A 25,891-nucleotide genomic window follows, 5' to 3' on the forward strand; every position below is an offset into this window, starting at 1 on the left:
AAACCGCCAAGCAGATGGCTTGGGAAATTTTGGAAGCAGCTTCTTGAACGACGAAACGCCCATTCGCAGCGATAGCGCTACGCCGGCCTTTGCGCCGGCAACGCCGATGATGGAGCAATATATCGAAATCAAGGCGGCGAACCCGGATTCGCTGCTGTTCTACCGCATGGGCGATTTCTACGAATTGTTCTTCGACGACGCCGAGAAGGCGAGCCGGGCGCTCGGCATCGTACTGACCAAGCGCGGCAAGCATCAGGGCCTCGACATCCCGATGTGCGGCGTGCCGGTGCATGCCGCCGACGACTATCTGCAGAAGCTGATCGGACAAGGGTTCCGCGTGGCCGTCTGCGAGCAGATCGAGGATCCGGCCGAAGCGAAGAAGCGCGGCGGCAAGTCGGTGGTGCGTCGCGACGTGGTGCGGCTGGTGACGCCCGGCACCATCACCGAGGACAAATTGCTGGCGCCGTCGGAATCGAGTTTCTTGATGGCGCTTGGCCGGGTCAAGAGCGGGGCCGAGCCAAGAGCCGGGGAACGCGCCAGCGCGACGGGGAACCAAGGAAGTTTTGCATTGGCCTGGATCGAGATCTCGACCGGCGCCTTCCGCGTTGCCGAGACTAGCGCCGACCGGCTGCTCGCCGATGTCTTTCGCGTCGACCCGCGCGAATTGATCGTCGCCGAGCCGGTGTTTTACGATCCGGAGCTGAAACCGGTGTTCGATGTGCTCGGCCGCGTCGCCAATCCGCAGCCGCCGAGCCTGTTCGACTCGGCGTCGGCCGCCGGGCGCATCGCCCGCTTCTTCGAGGTGGCGACGCCGGACAGTTTCGGCACGTTTTCCCGCGCTGAGCTGTCGGCGATCTCAGGCGCTATCGCCTATGTGGAGAAGACGCAGAAGGCCGAGCGGCCGCCGCTGTCGCGGCCCGAGCGCGAGGAGCAGGGTTCGACGCTGTTCATCGATCCGGCGACACGCGCCAATCTGGAGCTGCTGCGCACCTTGTCCGGCAGCCGCGAGGGTTCGCTGTTCAAGGCGATCGACCGCACGGTGACCGGCGGCGGGGCGCGGCTGCTCGCCGACCGGCTGATGGCGCCGTTGACCGATCCGGCGGCAATTGGCGCAAGGCTGGATTCGGTGTCGTTCTTCCGGTCCGAGACACGGCTGTGCCAGGCGGTGCGGGCGAGCCTGAAGAGTGTCGCCGACATGCCACGCGCCCTGTCGCGGCTGGCGCTCAACCGCGGCGGCCCGCGCGATCTCGGCGCGCTGCGTGCCGGGTTCGAGGCAGCCGGCGCCATTGCCGAACTGTTTGGGGCGACCGCCCTGCCGCCAGAACTGGCGGCGGCGCTGGCGGCGATCGAGGCGCTGCCGCGCCCGCTGGCCGAGCATCTGACGCGGGCGCTCGCCGACGAGCTGCCGCAGCTCAAGCGCGACGGCGGCTTCGTCCGTTCCAGCTACAACGCTGAGCTCGACGAGATGCGGGCGCTGCGCGACGAATCACGCAAGGTGATTGCCGGGCTGGAGCGCTCGCTGATCGACGAAACCGGCATCCGCTCGCTGAAAATCCGGCACAACAATGTGCTTGGCTACTACATCGAAGTCACCGCCAACCACCATGCGATCATGACCAGCAGCGACGGGGCGAAGGCGCGCTTCATCCATCGCCAGACCATGGCCAACGCCATGCGCTTCACCACCACCGAACTGGCCGAGCTGGAATCGAAGATCGCCAATGCCGCCGACCGGGCGCTGGCGATCGAGCTTGCCGCCTTCGAGAGGCTGACGGCGGAAGCGGTCGGCGAGGCGGACAAGATCCGCGCCGGCGCCGAAGCGCTCGCCGTGCTCGACGTGTCGGCGGCACTTGCCTTGCTTTGCGAAAGCGAGGCCTGGTGCCGGCCGGTGGTGGACGCGAGCCTCGCCTTCGCAATATCGGGCGGGCGGCATCCGGTGGTGGAACAGTCGCTGCGGCGTTCGGGCGAAGGACCGTTCGTCGCCAATGATTGCGATCTGTCGCCGGAAGGCAATGCCAAAAACGGCGCGATCTGGCTGCTGACCGGCCCCAATATGGGCGGCAAATCGACCTTCCTCAGGCAGAACGCGCTGATCGCCATCCTCGCCCAGACCGGTTCCTTCGTGCCGGCGGCATCAGCCCATATCGGCGTCGTCGACCGGCTGTTTTCACGTGTCGGCGCCTCCGACGATCTGGCGCGCGGCCGCTCGACCTTCATGGTCGAGATGGTCGAAACGGCGGCGATCCTCAACCAGGCCGGCGAACGAGCGCTGGTGATCCTCGACGAGATCGGCCGCGGCACCGCCACCTTCGACGGCCTGTCGATCGCCTGGGCGGCGGTCGAGTATCTGCACGAGAAAAACCGCTGCCGGGCGATCTTCGCCACCCATTTCCACGAAATGACTGCGCTGGCCAGCAAGCTCGCTCGACTGCACAATGTCACCATGCGGGTCAAGGAATGGGAGGGCGAGGTGGTCTTCCTGCACGAGGTCGGCAAGGGTGCCGCCGACCGCTCCTACGGCGTGCAGGTGGCGCGCCTGGCCGGCCTGCCGGAGGCGGTGGTCGGGCGGGCCAGGGAAGTGCTGCACCAGTTGGAAGCGGGCGAGGTTTCGGGCAAGGCCAACCGGCTGGTCGACGATCTGCCGCTGTTTTCGGTGGCGGTGAGGCGGGAAGCGCAAAAGCCGGTGAAGGACGATGGACCGGGCGCCGCGCTCGGCGCGATCAACCCCGACGAGATGACGCCCCGGGAGGCGCTGGAAGCGCTGTATCGGCTGAAGGGAATGGTAGGGAAGTAGTCAGCCTTCGTAAGGTAGCGCTCTACGGCGCCCCCCTCTGTCCTGCCGGACATCTCCCCCACAGGCGGGGAGATCGGCAGCTTCGCAGACGGCGTCTTTTCTCCAGCGTTGGAGATTGGCGAAAGCGATGGTGATAGCCAATCTCCCCCCTTTGAGGGGGAGATGTCCGGCAGGACAGAGGGCGGCGCGAAGGAACGCGGCCTTAGTTTTGTTTCCCCGCTACTATCCTCAAATCATCTGCAGGCCCGACTTCTGCCTCGGCGGTGGGAAGGCGCGGTCGATTTCGGCGAAATCTTCCGCGGTGAGCTCGATGTCGAGCGCAGCGACATTCTGGCGGATGTGCTCTTGCCTGCTGGCCTTTGGAATGGCGATGACGCCGTCTTGTGCCATCACCCAGGCAAGTGCGATTTGCGCCGCTGTCGCGTCGTGGCGGGCGGCGATGGCTTCGAGCCTGGTATTGCGCGCCAATACGCCCTGGTCGACCGGCGAATAGGCCATCAGCGGAATGCCGCGCTGCCGGCTCCAGGGCGCAAGGTCGAATTCGGGGCCGCGCTGGGACAGATTGTAGAGGATCTGGTTGGTCTGGACGCTGTCGCCGGCCGGCAGGCTGACCAGTTCCTCCATCTCATGAGTGTCAAAATTGCTGACGCCCCAGTGGCGGATCTTGCCGGCCCTTTTCAACGCCTCGAAGGCCTCGACCGTTTCCGCCAGCGGCACGCTGCCGGGCCAGTGCAGCAGATAGAGATCGATGCGGTCGGTGCGCAGGTGCCTGAGGCTTGCCTCGCAGGCAGCCGGCACGCCGGTGCGCGAGGCGTTGGCCGGCAGCACCTTGGAGACCACGAACACCTCGTCGCGGCGCCCGGCAATGGCATCCGCCACCACTTCCTCGGCGCCGCCACTGGCATACATTTCGGCGGTGTCGATCAGCGTCATGCCGAGATCAAGCCCAAGCTTCAGGGCATTGACCTCATCGGCACGGCGGCGGGCGTCCTCGCCCATTTTCCAAGTGCCCTGACCGAGCACCGGAACGGCTTCCCCAGAGGGCAATGTTGTGGTTCTTATCGTTGACGGCATGGCGCAATCCAGTCGAGACCGGATGGCACCACACCTTTCGGGAGAAATCCAGATGAAAGTCCTCCCCTGGATTGCCTGCAGACTGCCCGGTGCTACTTCGCCTGATGGGCGGCCAGCCAGGCCTGCATCTGCTTGATTTCGGCTTCCTGCGCCGCGATCACCGCTTCGGCCAGCTTGCGCAATTCCGGATCCTTGCCATTGGCAAGCTCGACCTTGGCCATATCGATAGCCGCCTGGTGGTGCGGGATCATGCCGCGGGCGAAATCGACATCGGCATTGCCGGAATATTCGATCGCCATCATCGCGCTGTGCATCTTGTCCATTGCCGCCTTGTAGCCATCGGTCGAGGCACCCTGCGCGTGCATCGCGCCTATGTCGTGTGTCCCCATGTCGTGTTTCGTCTCCTGGGCTTGCGACGGCATGCTTTCCAGGAAAACCGCAAGCAGCATTCCGGCCGCCATCAGCAGCAGCACGATCTTCTTGGCCAAAGTCATTCATGATCTCCTTTTGAGCGAATTCCTATCTGGGGACTTGGCTCAGAGTTTCAACGTCCTGAGCCGCAACGCGTTGGTGATCACCGAAACCGAGGACAGGCTCATCGCCGCTGCCGCCAGCATCGGCGACAACAGCGTGCCGGTGAGCGGATAGAGCACGCCGGCGGCGACCGGCACGCCGAGCAAATTGTAGAGGAAGGCGAAGAACAGGTTCTGGCGGATGTTGCGGATCGTCGCCTGGGCGAGCGTGCGGGCCCGGACGATGCCGTTGAGATCGCCCTTGACCAGCGTGATCCCGGCGCTTTCGACCGCGACATCGGCGCCGGTGCCCATGGCGATGCCGACATCGGCGGCGGCCAGCGCCGGCGCGTCGTTGACGCCGTCGCCGGCCATGGCGACGGCGGCGCCGCTGGCGCGCAACGCCTCGATTAGCGCGCTCTTCTGTTCCGGCAGCAGGCCGGCACGCACCTCGTCGATGCCGAGTTCGCTTGCGATGGCTTGCGCCGTGCGTTCGTTGTCGCCGGTCGCCATGATGATCTTCAGGCCGCGCTCGTGCAGCGCCTTGATCGCCTCTGATGTCGTCGCCTTGATCGGGTCGGCGACGGCGACAATGCCGGCCAGTTTGTTGCCGACAGCGACGAACATCGCGGTCTTGCCCTCGGCCTGCAGCGCTTCGGCGCTGGTCGAGATCGATGCGATGTCGATGCCGAGATCGGCCATCATCGCGGCGTTGCCGAGCGCCACCTTCTTTTCCGATACCGTGCCGGAAACGCCCTTGCCGGTGACCGCCTCGAAACTGCCGGCGTCGGGAATTTTTACCGCGCGTCCACGGGCACCTTCGACGATCGCCTCGGCCAGCGGATGCTCCGAGCCTTTTTCGAGGCCGGCGGCAAGTGCCAGCAGATCATCTTGCGTCATGCCCTCGGCGACGATGACGTCCGTCAATCTCGGCCGGCCTTCGGTCAAGGTGCCGGTCTTGTCGACGACCAGCGTGTCGACCGAGGCAAAGCGCTCGAGCGCCTCGGCGTCCTTGATCAGCACGCCGGCATGCGCGCCGCGCCCTGTGGCGGTCATGATCGACATCGGCGTGGCAAGCCCCAATGCGCAAGGACAGGCGATGATCAGCACCGAGACCGCCGCGACGATGGCAAAGACCAGGCTGGGTTGCGGCCCGAAGATCGCCCAGGCGATGAACGCAACGATCGCAACCACGACGACGGCCGGGACGAAATAGAAGGAAACGCGGTCGGCCATTCCCTGGATCGGCGCGCGCGAACGCTGCGCCTTGGCGACCAGCGCGACGATCCGCGCCAGCGTGGTTTCGGAGCCGATCCTCTCGGCGCGCATGATCAGCGAACCGTTCTTGTTGAGCGTGCCGCCGGTGACGGAATCGCCTTGCGTCTTTTCGACCGGCAGCGGCTCGCCGGACAGCATCGATTCGTCGATCGAAGAGCGGCCTTCCAGCACGATGCCATCGACCGGCACGGCATCGCCGGGGCGGATGCGCAGGCGGTCGCCGGCCTTGACCGTGTCGAGCGGCACGTCGTTTTCGGAACCGTCGTCGCCGATCAGCCGCGCGGTCTTCGGCGCGAGGTCGAGCAGCGCGCGGATCGCCGAGCCGGTTTTTTCACGGGCGCGCAGTTCCAGCACCTGGCCGAGGAAAACCAGCGCCACGATGACGGCGGCCGCCTCGAAATAGACCGGCACCGTGCCCTCATGACCGCGGAACTGGTGCGGAAATAGATCCGGGAATAGCGTGGCGGCGACGCTGTAGAGATAGGCGGCACCAACGCCGAGCGAAATCAGCGTCCACATGTTGGGGCTGCGGTTGAGAACCGAATCCCAGCCGCGATGGAAGAAAGGAGAAGCCGCCCACAGCACAACCGGGCTGGCCAGCGCCAATTCCACCCAGATCCTGGTCGAATCCTCTGTCAAGGCGCTAAACGTTAGGCCGAGCATCGGCGCCATGGCGAAGATCAGCAATGGCACCGACAGCACGGCGCTCACCCAGAAGCGCCTGGTGAAATCGACCAGTTCCGGGTTCGGTCCCTCATCGCCGGTCGGCACGCCCATCGGTTCCAGCGCCATGCCGCAGATCGGGCAGGCGCCTGGCTTGTCGCGGACGATTTCGGGATGCATCGGGCAGGTGTATTGCGTGCCTTTCGGCATCGCCTGCGGCACCGGCCTGTCGCCAAGATATTTTGCCGGCTCCGCCTCGAATTTCACCTTGCAGCCGGCCGAGCAGAAATAGAAGCCCTGGCCTTCATGCCGGGAAAAGTGCTTCGCGGCGGCACGCTCGACACGCATGCCGCAGACCGGGTCGGTGGCGGTCATGTAGTTTTCAGGCTCGGCCGTGAACCTCGAACGGCAGCGCTCGCTGCAGAAATGATAGCGATGGCCGCCATGATCGGCGGTCGGCTTGCCGGCGGCCGGATCGACAGTCATGCCGCAGACCGGGTCGCGAATGACCGCGTCGGCGACGGACGGAGCAGCTTTCGGCGATAAGCAGCCGCTATGCGGGAGATGGTCGTGGCCGGAATGGGTCATGCGGAAAGGCCTCTCTGTCTCGTACTTGCAACGGAGGTAGTGCTTCCAGTAACTGGAAGGTCAAGGCCCCAATTTCGGCATTTTGTGCCGTGGCGCATGCCGCACGGCCTGGGCGGGAAATCCCGCACCCAAACCACTTCTGGGCTTGGCAACGTCGTCCAGCAAGACCATCTATCAAGTGCGGCAGGAGACGATCATCCGGTTTCGACTCCCGCGGAGAGCGTGTCCGTCCGCCCCATACCCAGCGCCGCGAAAACGCGCTATAGACGCCGCCAAAACGGCGAGGCCGAACGGCACTTATGGCAAGAATCTCTCTAAAGCTCGACGAACTGATCGACGGCGAAGCCTTGCGCAGCGAGATGACCGCGCTGACTGCGGCCACGGCAGGCGACGGCTCCGGCAAGGCTGCGCGCACCGGTGTTCTCCAGCTTCTCAAGGGCAGGCTGGTCGCCGGCCGCAGCATCGCCGAACGCATGCTGATGGACGACGGCAGCGGCACCGCCTGCGCCGCCCGGCTGTCGCATCTCATGGACGAAATCATCCGCGCGCTCTACGAGTTCGCCGCCACCCATGTCTATCGCGTCAAAAACCCGTCATCGGCGGAACGCATGGCCGTCGTCGCGGTCGGCGGCTATGGCCGCGGCACGCTGGCGCCGGGGTCCGATATCGATCTCCTCTTCCTGCTGCCCTACAAGCAGACGCCGTGGGGCGAGCAGATCGTCGAATACATGCTCTACGTGCTGTGGGACCTGGGGCTGAAGGTCGGCCACGCCACCCGCAACATCGACGAATGCCTGCGGCAGTCGCGCACCGACATCACCATCCGCACCTCGATCCTGGAGGCGCGTTTCCTGTGGGGCGAGCAGAAGCTCTATGACGAGCTCCTGCAGCGCTTCGACCGCGAGGTGGTGCGCACGACCGGACCCGAATATGTGCAGGCCAAGCTTGCCGAACGCGACGAGCGTCATGCCAAGGCCGGCGAAAGCCGCTACCTGGTCGAACCCAACGTCAAGGACGGCAAGGGCGGCCTGCGCGACCTGCAGACGCTGTTCTGGATCGGCAAGTATTTCTACCGGGTGCGCACCGGCGAGGAACTGGTCGACAAGGGCGTCTTCACCGACACCGAATACCGGGAATTCCAGAAGGCCGAGGATTTCCTGTGGGCGGTGCGCTGCCACATGCATTTCCTCACCGGCAAGGCCGAGGAACGGCTGCATTTCGACATCCAGCGCGAGATCGCCGAGCGGCTGGGCTACACCACACATCCGGGCCTGTCGGCGGTCGAGCGCTTCATGAAGCACTACTTCCTCGTCGCCAAGGACGTCGGCGATCTGACCCGCATCTTCTGCGCGGCGCTCGAGGAAGAGCAGGCCAAGCATGTGCCGGGCTTCAACCGTATCTTCCTCACCTTCTCGCGCCGCAAGCGCAAGCTTGCCGGCACGTCTGATTTCATTATCGACAACCATCGCATCAACGTCGCCGACGACCTGGTGTTCGAGCGCGATCCGGTCAATCTCTTGAGGTTGTTCTGGTTCGCCGACAAGCACGGGCTGGAATTTCACCCCGATGCGCTGAAGCTGCTGACCCGTTCGCTCGGCCTCGTCGGCAAGGCGCTCAGGCGCGATGAGGAAGCCAACCGGCTGTTCCTCGACATATTGACGTCGGACCGCAATGCCGAACTCAATCTCAGGCGCATGAACGAGGCGGGACTGCTGGCAAAGCTGATCCCGGATTTCGGCAAGATCGTCGCCATGATGCAGTTCTCGATGTACCACCACTATACGGTGGACGAGCACCTGATCCGCTGTATCGGCGTGCTGGCCGAGATCGAGCGCGGCGACGGTGAAAAGATCCACCCGCTTGCCCACTCGCTGATGCCGGGGCTGAAGAAGAGCCGCGAGGCGCTCTATGTCGCGGTGCTCCTGCACGATATCGCCAAGGGCCGGCCCGAGGACCATTCCGAAGCTGGCGCCCGGATCGCGCGGCGGATCTGCCCGCATATGGGGCTGTCGGCGGCCGACACCGAAACGGTCGCCTGGCTGGTCGAGAACCATCTCGCCATGTCGATGACGGCGCAGACCCGCGACCTCAACGATCGCAAGACGATCGAGGACTTTTCCGCGATCGTGCAGTCGGTCGAACGGCTGAAGCTGCTGCTCGTCCTCACCGTCTGCGATATCAGAGGCGTCGGGCCCGGCGTCTGGAACGGCTGGAAGGGGCAGTTGCTGCGCACCCTCTACTACGAAACCGAATTGCTGTTGACCGGCGGGTTTTCGGAAGTGTCGCGCGCCATGCGCACCGCGGCTGCCCGCGAAAAGCTGGCCGAGGCGCTTGCCGATTGGCCGGAAAAGGCCCGCAAGCGCTATGTCGCCAAGCACTATGAGAACTATCTGCTGGCGGTCGATCTCGCCGACCAGCTTCGCCACGCCGAATTCATCCGCGAGGCGGATGCGGCGGGCAAGAAGCTCGCCACGATGATCAAGTCCCATCAGTTCGAGGCGGTGACCGAGATCACCGTGCTGGCGCAGGACCATCCCCGCCTGCTTTCGGTCATTGCCGGCGCCTGCGTGGCGGCCGGCGGCAACATTGTCGACGCGCAGATCTTCACCACCTCCGATGGCCGCGCGCTGGACACCATCCTGATCTCGAGGGAATTCGACCGCGACGAGGACGAGCGCCGCCGCGCCGAGCGCGTCGGCCGTCTGATCGAAGACGTGCTGTCGGGCAAGAGCTGGCTGCCGGAGATGATCGAAAAGCGGACCAAGCCGCGGCGCGGCGCCAAGGTCTTCCGCATCCCGCCGCGCGCCGAAATCCGCAACACGCTGTCGAACCGGTTCTCGGTGATCGAGGTCGAGGGGCTGGATCGGCCGGGCCTGCTGTCCGAGATCACCGGGGCGCTGTCCGACCTGTCGCTCGACATCGCCTCGGCGCACATCACCACGTTCGGCGAAAAGGTCATCGATACCTTCTACGTCACCGATCTAACCGGCCAGAAGATCGACAGCCCGACGCGCATGGCCGCCATCCAAAACAGGCTGGTCGCGGTCCTCGAAGGCACCGTGCCCGAGCGCGGCGGCAAGGCCAAGGCCGCGGCCGAGTGACAGCCACCATTCATTTGTCCCAATCCTGCAGGCAGTCTCCAGACGCATGAGCCTTGTCAAAAAGTTCGCGACGGTCGCTTCCGGCACGCTGATGAGCCGTGCCCTCGGCTTCGGCCGCGAGATGCTGATGGCGGCAGCACTCGGCACCGGGCCGATCGCCGACGCCTTCAACGCCGCCTTCCAGTTTCCCAACACCTTCCGCCGGCTGTTTGCCGAAGGCGCCTTCAACGCCGCCTTCGTGCCCCTCTTCGCCAAGGAGATCGAGACCCACGGCACCGACGGCGCCAAGCGCTTTTCGGAAGAGGTGTTCGGCGTGCTGTTCACGGCGCTGCTGGCGCTGACCATCGCCATGGAACTGGCGATGCCGCTGATCGTGCGCTACCTGGTGGCGCCGGGCTTTGCCGACTCGCAGGGAAAGTTCGAGATGACGGTCCGGCTCGCGACCATCATGTTCCCCTATCTGATCTGCATGTCGCTCGGCGCGATGATGGCCGGCATGCTGAATTCGCTGCGCCGCTATTTCGCCGCCGCGGTGGCGCCGGTGTTCCTCAACATCATCCTGATCAGCGTGCTCGCCTATGCCTGGCATAAGGGATCGGACGCGCGCAGCGTTGGCTTCGCACTGGCCTGGGGCGTGCTGGCGGCGGGGGTGGTGCAACTGGCGATCGTCTGGGTGGCGGTGCGCCATGCCGGCATCTCGATCGGCTTTCGCCGGCCAAAGATGACCCCCAATGTCAAGCGGCTGCTGATCCTGGCGCTGCCGGCGGCGATCACCGGCGGCATCACCCAGATCAACCAGCTGATCGGCACGGCGATCGCCTCGGCGCAAGACAGCGCGGTGTCGTCGCTCGCCTATGCCGATCGCATCTATCAGCTGCCGCTCGGCGTCGTCGGCGTCGCCGTCGCCATCGTGCTTCTGCCCGAACTGTCGCGGGCGCTGAAGTCAGGCAATCTAATCGAGGCGGCCAATCTGCAGAACCGGTCGGTGGAGTTCACGCTGTTCCTGACCTTGCCGGCGGCGGCGGCACTGCTGGTCATGGCGGAGCCGATCGTCGGGCTGGTCTACGAACGCGGCGCGTTTGCCGCCAACAACTCGACGCCGATCGTGGCGGCGATCCTGGCGATCTTCGGCTTGGGGCTGCCGGCCTTCGTGCTGATCAAGGCGTTCACCCCGGGCTATTTCGCCCGCGAGGACACGCGCACGCCGATGATCTTCGCCGCGATCTCGGTGGCGGTGAACATCACCACCGCGCTGACGCTGTTTCCGCAGATGGGTGCGCCGGGCATCGCCGTCGCCTCGGCCGTTGCCGGCTGGGTCAATGCGCTGATGCTGCTCGGCGTGCTGATCCGGCGCGGCCATTGGGGCCGCGACGTGCCGCTCCTGAGGCGCATCCCACGGCTGGTGCTGTCGGCGGCGGTGATGGCGGCGGCGCTGTATTTCGCCGAGCACTGGTTTGCCGCCCAACTTTCCTCGGGCTCACCGCTGGCAATCAAGGCTACGACGCTTCTTGCGCTGGTAGCCGGCGGGGCGTTGCTGTATTTCGTCACCGCCTTTGCCACCGGCGGCGCGGATTTTGGCATGATCCGACGCAATATCAGGCGGAAAGGCTCCCCGCCGATCGAGAAACAATCTCCAGATCCGTAAGTCGAAGCCGATTGTCGATTCGGCGCCGCCCCTCAACCGCCTGCCGGGACCTTTTCCCCGTCAAGAACGGGGAGAAGGGGTTGGCCGCAACGCTGGCGACCCCTCTCCCCGTTTTTCACGGGGAGAGGGTAAGGGTGAGGGGCAGCGCAAACCTGAAGCGATTGCCCTGAACTGTGTGTAGTTTCAACTTGATAGATGACGGCAGCTATGCTAGGAATTTATTCATAGTGCTGAGTCGCCAGCGACCTGCCGTTGAGGCGGGTTTTTATATTTCACGTTCCCCAGCTTGAAGCTACAAACAGGGCCTCTTGCGGCGTCTTACCCAGCCGAGGCCAAAGCCCTGCGCCGCCCAGCCTACAGCCCCTTGATCGCCTCCCCGCTCTCGTCCATAAGCGCGCCGTCGCAAGACTTTCGCCGCGCGCGAAACGGCCCTCCACAAGCCAGGGAAACATCCATGACCGCCTTCAAGCCACTCGTCTTTTCCGGCGTCCAGCCGACCGGCAATCTGCACCTCGGCAACTATCTCGGCGCCATCAAGAAATTCGTCGCCCTGCAGGACACCTCCGATTGCATCTATTGCGTCGTCGACCTGCATTCGCTGACCGCGCAGCTTGTTCATGAGGATCTCAAGGACCAAACGCGCGCGATCACCGCGGCGTTTCTCGCCTCCGGCATCGACCCGAAGAAGCACATCGTCTTCAACCAGTCGCGGGTTATGCAGCACGCCGAGCTTGCCTGGATCTTCAACTGCGTGGCCCGCATCGGCTGGATGAACCGGATGACGCAGTTCAAGGACAAGGCCGGCAAGGATCGCGAGAACGCCTCGCTTGGGCTGCTTGCCTATCCGAGCCTGATGGCTGCCGACATCCTCGTCTACCGCGCCACCCATGTGCCGGTCGGCGATGACCAGAAGCAGCATCTGGAGCTGACACGCGACATCGCGCAAAAATTCAACAACGACTTTTCCGACCGCATTGCCGGCCTTGGTGTCGGCGTCGAGATGAACGTCGGCGAGGAGACGGTCAACGGCTTTTTCCCGCTCACCGAACCGATCATCGGCGGACCGGCGGCGCGCATCATGTCGCTGCGCGACGGCTCGAAGAAGATGTCGAAGTCGGACCCGTCGGACCTGTCGCGCATCAACCTGACCGACGATGCCGACAGCATCTCGAAGAAAATCCGCAAGGCCAAGACCGACCCGGAGGCGTTGCCTGGCGAATTGGACGGCCTGGCCGGCCGGCCGGAAGCCGAAAACCTGGTCGGCATCTATGCGGGTCTCGCCGAGATCTCGAAAGAGGCGGTGCTGAAGGAGTTCGGCGGCCAGCAGTTTTCGGTGTTCAAGCCGGCGCTGGCCGACCTTGCCGTGGAAAAGCTGGCGCCGGTCGCCGGCGAAATGCGCCGCATTTCCGGCGATCGCGCCTATGTCGACGCGGTGCTGAGCGACGGCGGCGAGCGGGCCGGCCTGCTGGCCGAGGCGACGATGAAGACCGTGCGCGACATCATCGGCCTGCTGCAGGGTTAATCTGCAGCCAATATTGCTACATCCGCCGGTCGCTTGCAGCCGGGCTGTGGCGGTGGCAGATTGCGCCGAAACCATCGAAGGTAGAATATGGTCTCCAAACGCCTCAGCCGCGAAGCCGGCCATCGCCGCAAGTTCTTGGCGATCATCGACGACACGCCCGAATGCGAACGGGCCGTCGTCTACGCCTCGAAGCGCGCGCAGAGCACCAGCGGGGTGCTGGTGCTGCTCTACGTTATCGAGCCCGACGATTTCCAGCATTGGCTGGGTGTCGAGAAGATCATGCGCGAGGAGGCCACCGCCACCGCGCGCGCCGCACTGGACAGCTATGCCAACAAGGTGCGCCAGAAACTCGGCATCGAGCCGGAACTGGTGGTGCGCGAAGGCAAGCCGACCGAAGAGATCCACAAATTGATCGAGGAAGACCAGGATATTGCCATCCTCGTGCTGGCGGCCGGCGCCGGCAAGGAGGGGCCGGGGCCGCTGGTCGGCGCGGTCGCCGGCAAGGGCGCCGCCTTCCCGATCCCGGTGACGGTGGTGCCGCAGAACCTGTCGGACGAAGAAATCGACAGCCTCGCCTGAGGTGCGCTGATATTCAGGCGATGCCGGCCTGCAAACGGCGGCTTCCTCCGCTTACCTACAGCGCCGCGCGCCCTCTTGGGCGCGCAAAGGACGCTGTAGAACTTTGACTTTGCGCATGACCTTTCCAAAATCGATCTCGATTTCGGGGTCATGCGCGGGCTCACGTACCCAAAAGTACGCTCCGCTCCGGTTCTCGGAAACCGCCATTTTCGGCTCGGCCTGACCTGAATCTCAACACACCTCAAAGTATGTTGCAGAAGACCGCAAAAACATTCTCCCAGCCAGCCGTTCCGGCGATGGCTTTCGCTTGAATGTCCTGCCGATAAGGCCTATTTAGAATTATTCCAAACTATGCGCCCGAATGGGCACGGAGACATCCATGTTCATCCAGACCGAATCGACGCCAAATCCGGCGACATTGAAGTTCCTGCCCGGCAAGGAAGTGCTTGTCGAAGGCACCGCCGATTTCCGCGATGCCGACAGCGCTGCCGCGGCTTCGCCGCTGGCCGGCCGGCTGTTCGAGATCCCGGGCGTCACCGGCGTCTTCTTCGGCTATGATTTCGTCACCGTGACCAAGGACGGCCCCGACTGGCAGCATCTGAAGCCGGCGATCCTCGGCGCCATCATGGAGCACTTCATGTCCGGCGCGCCTGTCATGGCCAGGGCCGGCCCCGCTGCCGAGACCAGCCAGACCGGAGAATTCTACGACAAGGCCGACGAGGAACTGGTCATCACCATCAAGGAACTGCTCGACACGCGGGTGCGCCCGGCGGTCGCCCAGGACGGTGGCGACATCACCTTCCGCGGCTTCGAGAACGGCACCGTGTTCCTGCACATGAAGGGCGCCTGCGCCGGTTGCCCGTCGTCGACGGCGACGCTGAAGCACGGCATCCAGAACCTGCTCCGGCATTTTGTGCCCGAGGTGCAGCAGGTCGAACAGGTCTCTTGAGAGACAAACGTCTAGGAACAATTCGCACTCGAGCCAAAACAAAAAACCGGGCCGAATTGCCCGGTTTTCTGTTTTGGGACGTCAGTTGTTGCCTAGACGGTCCGCGTAATCTCTAGAGAACGATAACCTTGGCGCCGACCGAGGTGCGGTCGTAAAGGTCGATGATGTCCTGATTCATCAGCCGGATGCAGCCCGACGACATCGCCTTGCCGATCGAGTTCCACTCCGGGCTGCCATGCAGGCGGTAGCCTGAATCGCCACCTTTGTTGAACAGATACAGGGCGCGCGCGCCGAGTGGGTTGGTCAATCCGGGATCCATGCCGCCGGCAAATTTTGCGAGTTCCGGCTGGCGCTTGATCATCGCCGAAGGCGGCGTCCAGGTCGGCCATTCGCGCTTCACCGCGATGCGGGCGGTGCCGCGCCATTCAAAACCCTCGCGACCGACGCCGATGCCGTAACGCATCGCCTCGCCACCGCCCATGACGTAGTAGAGAAACTTGTTCTGCGTATCGACGACGATGGTGCCCGGCCTTTCATCGGTGTCGTAGCTAACGATCTGCCGGCGGTACTTGAACGGCACCTTTTCGATCGGAACGCGCGGCAGTTGATAGCCTGCATCGGTCATCGGGCCATAGTTGTTGGTGAAGATCTGCGAGCCGATGGTGCTGCAACCAGCAATTGCCGTCGACAGCGCAAGTGCGGCGACGATTGCGAATGACTTCATGCGCATGAAAAGGTCCGATGCCCCGCCCGAAAGATAGCGGCACGAGACGGCCGCCTTGTCGCCATCATTCATGCTGGCATTTGCTTTGCTTGCCAAGCGCGCGATGCCTATATGCAGGGGCTTACATGCCGGTAAGTCGGTACCTGTGGCTTTTCGGCAACGGCACTCATAAGATTATGTAGGAAATTCAATGGGGCGGCTCGCCAGGCCGCCGGAAGTTGAGGAACCAATCATGAATGTCGGAGATGCCGCCCAGCGTTCCGGCCTGCCGGCCAAGACCATTCGCTACTATGAGGAGATCGGCCTGATCCGACCGCAGCGCGCCGGCAATGGCTACCGCGACTATTGCGGCGACGATATCCACCGGCTGACTTTTCTGCGCCGCGCGCGCAGTCTCGGCTTTTCCATCGACGACTGCCGCCAGCTGATGGCGCTCTACCAGGACCGCAGCCGCGCCAGCCATGACGTGCGCGAGATCGCCGCCGCGCATGTGACGGCAATCGAGGAGAAGGTGCGCGAGCTGCAGTCGATGCGCTCGACCCTGCAGAAGCTGATCCATGCCTGCCACGGCGACGACAGACCGGACTGCCCGATCCTTGACGATATTGCGGGGGCGTCCTCGCCAGGTGATAAAGTCGTTCCCGCACAGGTGTGAAGGTTCCGCGTCGTCGACGCGGATGGGAGGGCCTGACCTTCGAAGGGATAATCGCCGCAGATAAATGAGCCCGTGCCGTCAGCACGAAGAGACCATGCGCGAGCTCCGGTGGTGCTATTCGTGCCGCCAGATCCTGTAGGCCGAGATCACTAGTATTGCCGCCAGCAGCGGGAGCAGGATTTGCTCGGGGACCAATCCAAGCAACTGCCCGCCGATATATGCTCCGACAATCGAACCGACAGCCATGGCCAGCAAGAACGCCTTATTCCTGCCGATGACCGAAAAGCTTTGGTCGCGGCTGTAGCGGGTGAAGCCGACCAGCATGGTCGGCAGGCTTACCGCCAGCGATAGAGAACCCGCCAGCTTGATGTCGGCACCGAACAGCAGGACAAGTGTCGGGACGAGCAGTTCACCGCCTGCCACGCCGAGCAGGGATGCCACGACGCCGATGGCAAACCCTGCAATGATCCCGGCGACGATCAACGCGGCTCCGGTTACCAATTGCAATCCTGCAGCACCAGGATCATGGCCGAAAACCAGGACAATCGCGATAAGGATCAGCAGCGCGGCTATTACCTTGTGAAGCGTTTCGGACCGGAGGCGCGTTGCCCATCCTGCCCCAAACCAGGCGCCTAGAAGGCTGCCCGCCAGGAGATTGAGTATGATTGGCCATTGTGCGGCTACCGAGGCTAGCGGCACCGTGGCGGCCCGGAATGGCAGCGCTGCAGCGACGACAACCAGGCTGGCGGCCTTGTTCAAGATCACGGCTTCAAGGGCGGCAAATCGAAACAGACCGATCAGGAACGGCAGGCGAAACTCTGAACCGCCAAGGCCGATCAAGCCGCCAAGCGAACCAACGCCAGTTCCAACTGCAAATGCACCAAGGCCACGCCGCTCAATCATGGAACCGCTATGCCGTGGCGAGACCCGGAATGCCAGCCGTTGTGCAGGTTGGGTTTTCCAGCGATCAAGCGGTACCGTCGATGCGCTCGGCTATAGCGAATGCCTGTAGGTTCCTTGCCTTGCCGTGGTCTGCTTCGGCGTTGGCGATAATCGAGAAGAACGCCGCACGGGCGATGTCCTTCTTTGACGCATTCGGGTGTTCCTTCCTGGCCGCTTTGATCAATTGCTTGGGTGCCATGTCAGGCGTCACGACCCGCATCAGGGTGTCGGCTATCGCCTGCATCTCGTCCGCGTTCATCATCCAAACTCCCCTAGAGCCACCCGCGTTCGCACAGTATCGCATATTGCTAATGTGTGGAACGTGCGGTGTCCGTTTGAGTACCAAGATTTCACGTAAAAACCACATTTCAAGCGCGCCTTGGGTGCCTCAAGAAAACGGGTTCAAACCGTGAACAATGTCTGGCATGGTGCTCCCATGCCAATCATATCGCCTGCACTCCTCAACCCTCTCATCGACGGCCGCCAGTCGGAGCGCGCGATGCTGGTTCGGCGCGGCGTGCAGCGGCTGCTCAAGCAAATGGGCGCGCATGTGCTGCCCGAGCTGTCGCTGGCGACCGGGCGCCGCGCCGATCTCGTCGCGCTGACCCGCCAGGGCGACATCTGGATCATCGAAATCAAATCCTCGATCGAGGATTTCAGGGTCGACCGCAAATGGCCGGACTACCGGCTGCACTCCGACCGCTTCTTCTTCGCCACCCATCCCGGCGTGCCCTCGGAGATCTTTCCGCAGGAATGCGGCTTTATCCTTTCCGACGGCTACGGCGCCGAAATCCTGCGCGATGCGCCCGAGCACCGCATGGCGGCGGCGACGCGCAAGGCGCTGATGCTGAGGATCGCACGGGCGGGTGCAGCGCGGCTGCTGGCGGCGGAACTCGCCGGTGTGGCGGTGCCGGCGCTGGAGGGCGAGAGCGAGTAGAGGTGTTTGGATATCCTCGTAACCTTCGACGCTTGCGCTGCCCCTCATCTGCCTGCCGGCATCTTCTCCCCGTGAACGGGGAGAAGGGGCGCTGGCCGCAACCTCGGCAGACTTTCTGCAACGCTGGAGATTGGCGAAATCCTTTGCGAAGGCGCCTTTCTCCCCGTCTCTATACGGGGAGAAAGGCCGGGCAGGGCAATGAGGGGCGGCGCGAACGTTCGTCGGCTACTCTTCCTCCTCGTCTAGCCCATTCGCCGCCGGCGCCACCAGCAGCACGGCGGCGCCGAGGATGGCGGCGATGAAGGAGCCGGCGAGGATGCCGACCTTGACCGCGTCCTGCAGTTCGACATTGCTGGCGAAGGCGAGCAGGCCGATGAACAGGCTCATGGTGAAGCCGATGCCGCAGAGCAGCGAGATGCCGGCCATGTGCAGCCAGCCAGCGTTGACCGGCAGATCGGCGAGGCCGAGCCGGATGGCAAGCGCGGAAGAACCGAACACGCCGACCAGCTTGCCAATGACGAGGCCGGCGGCGACGCCCAGCGTCAGCGGCTCGACCAGGGTGGCAGCACTCAGGCCGGCGAGCGGGACGCCGGCATTGGCGAAGCCGAAGATCGGGACGACGACGAACGGCACTATCCTGTGCAGGCCGTGCTCGAGCCGGTGCAGTGGCGAATGGTCGAGATCATGCCCGATGCCCGGGGAGACTTTTAAAGGTATGGTCAGGGCCAGCGCCACGCCGGCGAGCGTGGCATGGACGCCCGATTTCAGCACCAGCACCCACAGGACGACACCGAGCAGGATATAGGGCAGCAGCGTCAGCACCTTCATGCGGTTGAGCACGATCAGCAATGCGATAACCGCGAAGGCAGCGCCGAGATAGGCGAGCGACAGGCCGCTCGTATAGAATACCGCGATGATGATGACCGCGCCAAGGTCGTCGATGATGGCGAGCGCGGTGAGGAAGACCTTCAGCGACCCCGGCACGCGGCTGCCGAGCAGCGACAGCACGCCGAGCGCAAAGGCGATGTCGGTGGCGGTCGGGATCGCCCAGCCGGACAGGGAGGCTGGATTGTCACGGTTGATGGCGACATAAACAAGTGCCGGCACCAGCATGCCACCGGCAGCGGCGATGCCGGGCAAAGCGCGGCGTGGCCAGGTCGAGAGCTGGCCGTCCAGCATCTCGCGCTTGATCTCGAGGCCGACCAGCAGGAAAAACACCGCCATCAGCCCGTCATTGATCCAGTGCGACACGCTGAGCGGTCCCAGATAGGCGTGAAGGGCGCCGAAATAGGTTTCGGCCAGCGGCGAATTGGCGACGACCAGCGCCAATGCGGCGGCCGCCATCAGGACGATGCCGCCTGCCGCCTCGCTGGCCAGGAATTCGCGAAAGATGGAGATCGGCCGCGGCTTCTCGTCCTGCATGTCGTCTCCGTCCTGTCGGCCGGAACGGCCGGTGTCGCCTCGTGCGATGATGCGCAACCGCCGATGGCAGGGCAAGTTCTTAAGCGCCTCGCGGCCCTTGGGGGCGCAAAGGACGGTCAGGCGTTAGAGACCTCTTTAGCGCGGCGCGCGTTTGGCGAGTATCCGCTGCAGCGTCCGGCGATGCATGTTGAGCCGGCGCGCGGTTTCGGAGACGTTGCGGTCGCACATTTCGTAGACGCGCTGGATGTGCTCCCAGCGCACGCGGTCGGCCGACATCGGGTTTTCAGGCGGCGCGGCGCGTTCACCCGCAGTGCGGGTAAGAGCCGCGAAAACCTCGTCGGCATCGGCCGGTTTCGACAAATAGTCGATGGCCCCCAGCTTCACCGCCGTAACCGCGGTGGCGATGTTGCCATAGCCGGTGAGGATGACGGCGCGGGCGTCGTCGCGCTTCTCGCGGATGGCGGCGACGACGTCGAGGCCGTTGCCGTCGGCGAGCCGCATGTCGACCACCGCGTAGGCTGGCGGATTGGCGCGCGCCTTGGCCACCGCCTCCTCGACGCTCTCGGCCGTCTCGACCACGAAACCCCTGGTCTCCATGGCGCGGGCAAGGCGCGTGAGGAACGGCCTGTCATCGTCGACGATCAGCAGCGAGGTGTCCTCGCCCTCAACCATTGCGCCAATCGTTTCGTCGCCATTCATGGTCTTCTAGATTCCTGCTGCCTGAATTTTACGCAAATATAGTTTTGGAGCGCTATTGTCCAATTCAAGCCGTGTCAAACATGGTGGCCGAGGCCGATTCAGGATTGAGGAAGACGCTGCGCGGCCACGATATCCGCACGACGGCGCCCTCGCCCGGCTCGTTTGAATTGCGGAAATCGAGCGTGGCCCCCGAGCGTTCAAGCAGGGTCTTGGCGATGAACAGCCCCAGTCCCAGGCCGCCGCCGGCCTCGGTACCCTGGCGCGTCGACATATAGGGCTCGCCGATGCGATCGATGATCTCGGGAGGAAAACCCGGCCCGTCGTCGGTGATCGAGAAGGTGACCGTGGCCTCGTTCCAGCTCCAGCGCACGGTGACGCTCTTGCGGGAAAAATCGACGGCGTTCTCGACCAGATTGCCGAGGCCGTAGATGACGCCGGGATTGCGCCGTCCCACCGGTTCGGGGCCGATGCGCTCGCCGGGGCGAAGCTTGATCGAGATGCCGAAGTCGCGGTGCGGGGCCGTCATCTCCTCGACCAGCGAGGTCAGCGGCAGGCGGGAGAGATGCGCCTCGCCCTCGGAGGACAGGCTGGTGAGGCGTTTGAGGATCTCGCGGCAACGCTCGCTCTGCGAGCGCAGCAGCGTCACGTCCTCGCCGTATTTCGGATCGTTGCGGAGCGCCTTCTCCATCTCCTTGGCAACAAGCGTGATGGTGGCGAGCGGCGTGCCGAGCTCATGCGCGGCGGCAGCGGCAAGACCGTCCAGCGCCGACAAATGCTGCTCACGCTGCAGCACCAGCTCGGTGGCGGCCAGCGCGTTGGCGAGCAGCCGGGCTTCCTCGGCCACGCGGAAGGCGTAGATCGCGGTGAAGGCGACCGAGGAAAACACCGCCATCCACATGCCGGCGACGTAAATGAACGGCATCTCCAGCGGCGCGCCCTCGTACCAGGGTAGCGGCAGATGGAAGAACACCAACAGGCTCGCCATCACCATCACCAGCGCGCCCAGGATGGCGGTCAGGCGCAGCGGCAGCGACGTCGCCGAGATGACCACGGGCACGGTCACCAGCACTGAAAACGGGTTGGTGAGGCCGCCGGTCAGGTAGAGCAGACCAGCAAGCTGCAGGCTGTCGATGGTCAGGATGGCGAAAGCCTGAAGCGGGGTCAGCCGGTGCGCCGCCGGATAACGGAAGGTCAGCAACAGGTTCATCCAGGCTGAACAGGCGATCAGCGCGAAGCAGAGACTGACCGGCAGCGGGAATTTCAGCCCGTAGGCAACGACAAGGACCGCCAGGCTCTGGCCGACAATGGCCAACCAGCGCAGCCTGATCAGCGTGTTGAGGCGCAGCCGCTGGCTTTGCTGGAAGTCGGGCGCCCGCAGGATGTTTATCATGGCCAAGGATTATAGCCGGAAAAGGACAAAGGCTAGGTCCCCCGCGGCTTGGCACGGCTGGTGGCGGTGGCGAGAAGCGGGTTCTCCGGCCAGACATGCCGGGGATAGCGGCCACGCATCTCGGCCCGCACATCGGCCCAGGAGCCGCGCCAGAAACCGGGCAGGTCGCGCGTCGTCTGGATCGGCCGGTGCGCCGGCGACAATAGCTCGAGCGTCAGCGGCACCGCGCCGTTGGCGATTGCGGGATGCCGGTCGAGGCCGAACAGCTCCTGGACGCGGATCGCCAGCACCGGCCATTCACCGTCATAGCGGATCGGCACGCGGCTGCCCGTCGGCGCGTCGAAATGGGTCGGCGCCAGCGCCTCGATCCGGCGCTGCAGATCGTGCGGCACCAATGCCATGAGCCCGGCCGAAAGCACGCCTGGATCGATCGCGGCAAAGGACGCCGCGCCGGAAAGGAAGGGCAGCAGCCAGTCGTCGAGGCGGCCGACGAGCGCCGCGTCGGAAACATCTGGCCAGGGCGCGCCAAGACCGCGATGCAGCCAGCCGAGCCGTTGGCGCAGCGTTTCGGCCTCCCTGCCCCACGGCAAAAGCGACAGACCGTGTTGGCGCAAGGCGTCGAGGATGGCGCGATCCGCCTCAGTGCCAGTCGGAGCCGGCAGCATGCGTTCGGAAAGGGTGATGGCGCCGAGGCGAACGGTTTCACGCACACGCACCGCGCGCCTGTCGCGGTCGAAGCTGGTTTCGCGGCTTGTCTCGATCTTATCGGCGAGCGAAGCGCGAAGGTCGGCCTCGTCTATCGCAGCTGCTGCCGTGATGCGGGCGTTCTGCGCCTTGCCCTGCAGATCGGCGACGACTAGCCAGGTTTCGCCCGCCAACGGGTCGGCGGCGTCGAGCATGGCGCCCGAACCATTGGCCAGCACGAAACGGCCGCGCTCGCCGCGCGCCTTGGCAACGCGGTCCGGCCAGGCATGGATGAGGAGAGCGCCGGCATTACCCTCCCCCTCGAGGGGGTCCGAAGGACGGGCGAGACCCGTGGCTCGCCCCGGTACGTCGATCCGCGCAGCGGAGCGGGGTGGGGTCGGATCGGGCACGCCATCGGCGACCCCACCCCGTCTCCTTCGCTTCGCTGCGCTCGGCTCGCTCGCCGACCCTCCCCTCGAGGGGGAGGGTGAAGCCTGTTTCGCCAGCCGCTCGGCGAGCTGCCGCGCGGCGGTGGCGCGCGGCGATCTTTCGGATCGGAACCGCATCAGCCGCCGTTCGAGATCGGCGCCTTCGCCGCCAAGGCCACGCTCGGTGAGCAGCACGGCGAGCATGGCCGCTTCTAACGCCTGGCCGGTGTTTGCCGCCTCGGCGACCATGTGAGCCAGCCGCACCGGCAGTGCCAGCCTGCGCATCGCAGCACCCGATTGCGTCAGACGCCCTGCCTCGTCAATGGCGTCGAGCGCACGAAGCAGCGCCCTTGCCTCGTTGAGCGCCGGGGCCGGCGGCGGATCGAGGAAGGAGAGGCTCGACGGGTCGGCGACACCGAAGGCGGCGCAATCAACCAGAAGTCCGGAAAGGTCGGCCTCGAGGATTTCCGGCGGGGTGAAGGCGGGAAGAGCCGCGGTCTGCTCGGCCCGCCACAGCCGGATGGCGACGCCCGGCTGGGTGCGGCCGGCGCGGCCGGCGCGCTGGTCGGCCGAGGCTTTGCTGACCCGCACCGTCTCCAGCCGCGTCAGGCCGCTGGCCGGCTCGTAGCGCGGCAGGCGCGACAGGCCGGAATCGATGACGACGCGCACGCCGTCGATGGTGATCGAGGTCTCGGCGATCGAGGTCGCCAGCACCACCTTGCGGCGGCCGGACGGCGCCGGCTTGATTGCGGCGTCCTGCGCCTTGTTGTCGAGCATGCCGTAGAGCGGCACGATTTCGGTGTCGGCGCCGATGCGTCCCTGCAGCCGCTCGGCGGTGCGCTCGATCTCGCGCTGGCCGGGCAGGAAGGCGAGCACGCTGCCTGGCTCATCGGCAAGGGCGGCGCGGATGGCATTGGCCATGGCGTCCTCGATGGCGACGCCGGCCGGCCGTTCGTCGTAGCGGATGTCGACGGGAAAGGCGCGGCCCTTGCTCTCGATCACCGGGGCGCCGGAAAGCAGCCGCGCAACGCGGGCGCCGTCGAGCGTCGCCGACATGACCAGCAATCGCAGATCGTGCCGCAGCGCACCTTGCACATCGAGCGCCAGCGCCAGACCAAAATCGCCGTCGAGCGAGCGCTCATGGAACTCGTCGAAGAATAGCGCCGAGACGCCGGGCAACTCCGGATCGTCGAGGATCATCCGCGACAGCACGCCTTCGGTGACGACAAGGATTCTGGTCCTCGCAGAAGTGCGGCTCTCCATCCGCATGGCATACCCGACCGTTTCGCCGGGCTCCTCGCCAAGCAGTTCGGCCATGCGCCGGGCTGCAGCGCGGGCAGCGAGCCGGCGCGGCTCGAGCAGAATGATCTTGCCCGTGCCGAGCCATGCTGCATCGAGCAGCACCAGCGGCACCAACGTCGTCTTGCCGGCGCCGGGCGGCGCCACCAGCACGACACTGTTGCCATGGCCGAGCGCTTCGCCGAGCGCCGGCAGCACGGCGGCGACCGGAAGCTCCGGCAAGGGTTTTCTGGTCATTTGTTTCAAGGATGCATCCATCCAATTGCGGCGGATTCGCAGTGCCCGCATATCAGCGGCGGCGGTCGCCACGCAACCGGCAACGACATGCGCTCAGAACCACCGCCCCAGAGGATCAGCAAGCAATGCTGCGGCGCAGCAACGATTTCGCTTGCGTTGTTTAGTAAAAATTGCATCACTAAACAAATTACTAAACATCGGACGCTCTACCGCGCGTCGTCATGTTTAGACCCCTGAGGAGGGGGGTTGAGGTTTTTGGAACCGTCATTCGGGCGCGTTTCGCAAATGGGAGGAAGGCATGAAATCGACCTTGAAACTGACGTTGGGACTGACCTCGGCGATGTTTGCGTCGACCGCCGTTTCGAACGTCGCGCAGGCTGAAGATCTGACGCTTTGCTGGGCAGCCTGGGACCCGGCCAACGCGCTCGTCGAATTGTCCAAGGATTTTTCCAAGGAAACTGGCATCGGCATGAAATTCGAATTCGTGCCGTGGACCAACTATGCCGATCGCTTCCTCAACGAGCTGAATTCCAAGGGCAAGCTGTGCGACCTGATCATCGGCGACAGCCAGTGGATCGGCGGCTCGGCCGAGAACGGCCACTACGTCAAGCTGAACGACTTCTTCGACAAGGAGAAGATCAGCATGGACGACTTCGTGCCGGCGACCGTCGTCGGCTACTCCGAATGGCCGAAGAACTCACCGAATTACTGGGCGTTGCCGGCCATGGGCGACGTCGTCGGCTGGACCTATCGCAAGGACTGGTTCTCCAAGCCGGAACTGCAGAAGGAGTTCAAGGAAAAGTACGGCTGGGATCTCGCAGCGCCGACGACCTTCGACCAGCTGAAGCAGATCGCCGAGTTCTTCCAGAAGCGCGAGATCGACGGCAAGACGGTCTATGGCGCGTCGATCTATACCGAGCGCGGCTCCGAAGGCATCACCATGGGCGCCATGGACGTGCTCTACAGCTTCGGCTTCAAATATGAGAACCCCGACAAGCCCTACGAGATGGACGGCTTCGTCAACTCCGAGAAATCGGTGAAGGGTCTGGAGTTCTACAAGGCGCTCTATGACTGCTGCACGCCTCCAGGGGCCTCGAACAGCTACATGGGCGAAGGCGTCGACGCCTTCAAATCCGGCCAGGTGGCGATGCACATGAACTTTGCCTTTACCTGGCCAGGCCTGCAGAAGGACGAGAATGTCGGCGGCGACAAGATTGGCTATTTCGCCAATCCAAAGGGCCCCGACGGCGATCAATTCGCCCAGCTCGGCGGCCAGGGCATCTCGGTGGTCTCTTACTCGGACAAGCAGGAGGCCGCGCTCAAATACATCAAATGGTTCGCCAACAAGGACGTGCAGGCCAAATGGTGGTCGCTCGGCGGCTTTTCCTGCCTCAACGCAGTCGTCAAGGATCCAGGCTTCGCGGCCAGCCAACCTTACGCACAGACCTTCCTCGACTCCATGGCCATCGTGAAGGATTTTTGGGCAGAGCCCAGCTATGCACCGCTGCTGCAGGCGTCGCAAAAGCGCTTCCACGACTATGTCGTGGCCGGCCAGGGTTCGGCCAAGGATGCGCTTGATGGCCTGGTCAAGGACTGGACCGGGGTCTTCCAGGACGATGGCAAGATGTAGTTGGGGCAAGATGTAATTGGGCAAGACCTAACCGGCTCCTCCCGAGCCACGACCGCGTGTCCCGTGCCACCCTTGGCACGGGACACAGTTCAGATAAATTCCATTGTCGAGACGACGAAGTGACCGAAGCGGGACTGAC

Annotated in this window: 19 protein-coding genes; 9 read left to right on the forward strand and 10 right to left on the reverse strand. The window is 64.4% G+C overall.

The window, feature by feature from the left end; all coding sequences use genetic code 11:
• Positions 1–43: 43 nt before the first annotated feature.
• On the forward strand, positions 44–2,794 hold the full coding sequence (gene mutS / locus NMG80_RS07270; RefSeq protein WP_254017486.1) for a DNA mismatch repair protein MutS: 2,751 nt from the start codon (positions 44–46) through the stop codon (positions 2,792–2,794).
• A 228-nt stretch (positions 2,795–3,022) separates the two neighbouring features.
• Here the strand turns inward: mutS and NMG80_RS07275 are convergent, their stop codons facing one another.
• The 3 genes from NMG80_RS07275 to NMG80_RS07285 form a co-directional block, all read right to left on the reverse strand.
• Complete coding sequence (locus NMG80_RS07275) at positions 3,023–3,868, reverse strand: aldo/keto reductase (RefSeq protein ID WP_254017487.1); 846 nt, start codon at positions 3,866–3,868, stop codon at positions 3,023–3,025.
• Between the two features lie 92 nt (positions 3,869–3,960).
• Positions 3,961–4,362 (reverse strand): CopM family metallochaperone, encoded by a 402-nt coding sequence (gene copM / locus NMG80_RS07280; RefSeq protein ID WP_254017488.1) that lies wholly within the window; start codon positions 4,360–4,362, stop codon positions 3,961–3,963.
• 42 nt (positions 4,363–4,404) lie between these two features.
• Positions 4,405–6,909 (reverse strand): heavy metal translocating P-type ATPase, encoded by a 2,505-nt coding sequence (locus NMG80_RS07285; protein WP_254017489.1) that lies wholly within the window; start codon positions 6,907–6,909, stop codon positions 4,405–4,407.
• Positions 6,910–7,208: 299 nt separating this feature from the next.
• On the opposite strand from NMG80_RS07285, the gene NMG80_RS07290 reads away from it, so the two are divergent.
• The 5 genes from NMG80_RS07290 to NMG80_RS07310 all read left to right on the forward strand — a co-directional run bounded on the left by NMG80_RS07290 (position 7,209) and on the right by NMG80_RS07310 (position 14,705).
• Positions 7,209–10,010 (forward strand): [protein-PII] uridylyltransferase, encoded by a 2,802-nt coding sequence (locus NMG80_RS07290; RefSeq protein WP_254017490.1) that lies wholly within the window; start codon positions 7,209–7,211, stop codon positions 10,008–10,010.
• 46 nt (positions 10,011–10,056) lie between these two features.
• Positions 10,057–11,655 (forward strand): murein biosynthesis integral membrane protein MurJ, encoded by a 1,599-nt coding sequence (gene murJ / locus NMG80_RS07295; protein WP_254017491.1) that lies wholly within the window; start codon positions 10,057–10,059, stop codon positions 11,653–11,655.
• Between the two features lie 454 nt (positions 11,656–12,109).
• On the forward strand, positions 12,110–13,177 hold the full coding sequence (trpS, locus tag NMG80_RS07300; protein WP_254017492.1) for a tryptophan--tRNA ligase: 1,068 nt from the start codon (positions 12,110–12,112) through the stop codon (positions 13,175–13,177).
• 87 nt (positions 13,178–13,264) lie between these two features.
• Positions 13,265–13,756 (forward strand): universal stress protein, encoded by a 492-nt coding sequence (locus tag NMG80_RS07305; protein WP_023796709.1) that lies wholly within the window; start codon positions 13,265–13,267, stop codon positions 13,754–13,756.
• Between the two features lie 379 nt (positions 13,757–14,135).
• Positions 14,136–14,705, forward strand: a complete 570-nt coding sequence (locus tag NMG80_RS07310; RefSeq protein ID WP_023796710.1) for a NifU family protein — start codon at positions 14,136–14,138, stop codon at positions 14,703–14,705.
• A 112-nt stretch (positions 14,706–14,817) separates the two neighbouring features.
• Here the strand turns inward: NMG80_RS07310 and NMG80_RS07315 are convergent, their stop codons facing one another.
• Complete coding sequence (locus tag NMG80_RS07315) at positions 14,818–15,435, reverse strand: L,D-transpeptidase (protein WP_254017541.1); 618 nt, start codon at positions 15,433–15,435, stop codon at positions 14,818–14,820.
• A 226-nt stretch (positions 15,436–15,661) separates the two neighbouring features.
• On the opposite strand from NMG80_RS07315, the gene cueR reads away from it, so the two are divergent.
• Positions 15,662–16,084 (forward strand): Cu(I)-responsive transcriptional regulator, encoded by a 423-nt coding sequence (cueR, locus tag NMG80_RS07320; protein WP_254017493.1) that lies wholly within the window; start codon positions 15,662–15,664, stop codon positions 16,082–16,084.
• A gap of 114 nt (positions 16,085–16,198) precedes the next feature.
• Here cueR and NMG80_RS07325 read toward each other — a convergent pair whose 3' ends face one another.
• Both NMG80_RS07325 and NMG80_RS07330 read right to left on the reverse strand, forming a co-directional pair.
• Positions 16,199–16,987, reverse strand: a complete 789-nt coding sequence (locus NMG80_RS07325; RefSeq protein ID WP_254017494.1) for a sulfite exporter TauE/SafE family protein — start codon at positions 16,985–16,987, stop codon at positions 16,199–16,201.
• 64 nt (positions 16,988–17,051) lie between these two features.
• Positions 17,052–17,285 carry a hypothetical protein gene (locus NMG80_RS07330; RefSeq protein WP_254017542.1) on the reverse strand — a complete coding sequence of 78 codons (234 nt, stop codon included), beginning with the start codon at positions 17,283–17,285 and terminating at the stop codon, positions 17,052–17,054.
• A gap of 177 nt (positions 17,286–17,462) precedes the next feature.
• Here NMG80_RS07330 and NMG80_RS07335 point away from each other — a divergent pair, with 177 nt between their 5' ends.
• A complete protein-coding gene (locus tag NMG80_RS07335) occupies positions 17,463–17,963 on the forward strand; it encodes an MmcB family DNA repair protein (protein ID WP_254017495.1) in 501 nt (166 codons plus the stop codon).
• Between the two features lie 225 nt (positions 17,964–18,188).
• Here the strand turns inward: NMG80_RS07335 and nhaA are convergent, their stop codons facing one another.
• The 4 genes from nhaA to hrpB form a co-directional block, all read right to left on the reverse strand.
• A complete protein-coding gene (nhaA, locus tag NMG80_RS07340) occupies positions 18,189–19,385 on the reverse strand; it encodes a Na+/H+ antiporter NhaA (protein WP_254017496.1) in 1,197 nt (398 codons plus the stop codon).
• A 135-nt stretch (positions 19,386–19,520) separates the two neighbouring features.
• Positions 19,521–20,084, reverse strand: coding sequence for an ActR/PrrA/RegA family redox response regulator transcription factor (locus tag NMG80_RS07345; protein ID WP_023796717.1), 564 nt, complete (start codon positions 20,082–20,084; stop codon positions 19,521–19,523).
• A 64-nt stretch (positions 20,085–20,148) separates the two neighbouring features.
• The gene (locus NMG80_RS07350; RefSeq protein ID WP_254017543.1) at positions 20,149–21,474 is read right to left on the reverse strand and encodes an ActS/PrrB/RegB family redox-sensitive histidine kinase; all 1,326 of its coding nucleotides are present in this window, start codon (positions 21,472–21,474) and stop codon (positions 20,149–20,151) included.
• Between the two features lie 32 nt (positions 21,475–21,506).
• Positions 21,507–24,122 carry an ATP-dependent helicase HrpB gene (gene hrpB, locus NMG80_RS07355; protein WP_254017497.1) on the reverse strand — a complete coding sequence of 872 codons (2,616 nt, stop codon included), beginning with the start codon at positions 24,120–24,122 and terminating at the stop codon, positions 21,507–21,509.
• Between the two features lie 298 nt (positions 24,123–24,420).
• Here hrpB and NMG80_RS07360 point away from each other — a divergent pair, with 298 nt between their 5' ends.
• A complete protein-coding gene (locus tag NMG80_RS07360; RefSeq protein ID WP_254017498.1) occupies positions 24,421–25,752 on the forward strand; it encodes an ABC transporter substrate-binding protein in 1,332 nt (443 codons plus the stop codon).
• Positions 25,753–25,891 lie beyond the last annotated feature (139 nt).

It is taken from the genome of Mesorhizobium escarrei, from assembly GCF_935825525.1.
Classification (GTDB): Bacteria; Pseudomonadota; Alphaproteobacteria; order Rhizobiales; family Rhizobiaceae; genus Mesorhizobium; species Mesorhizobium escarrei.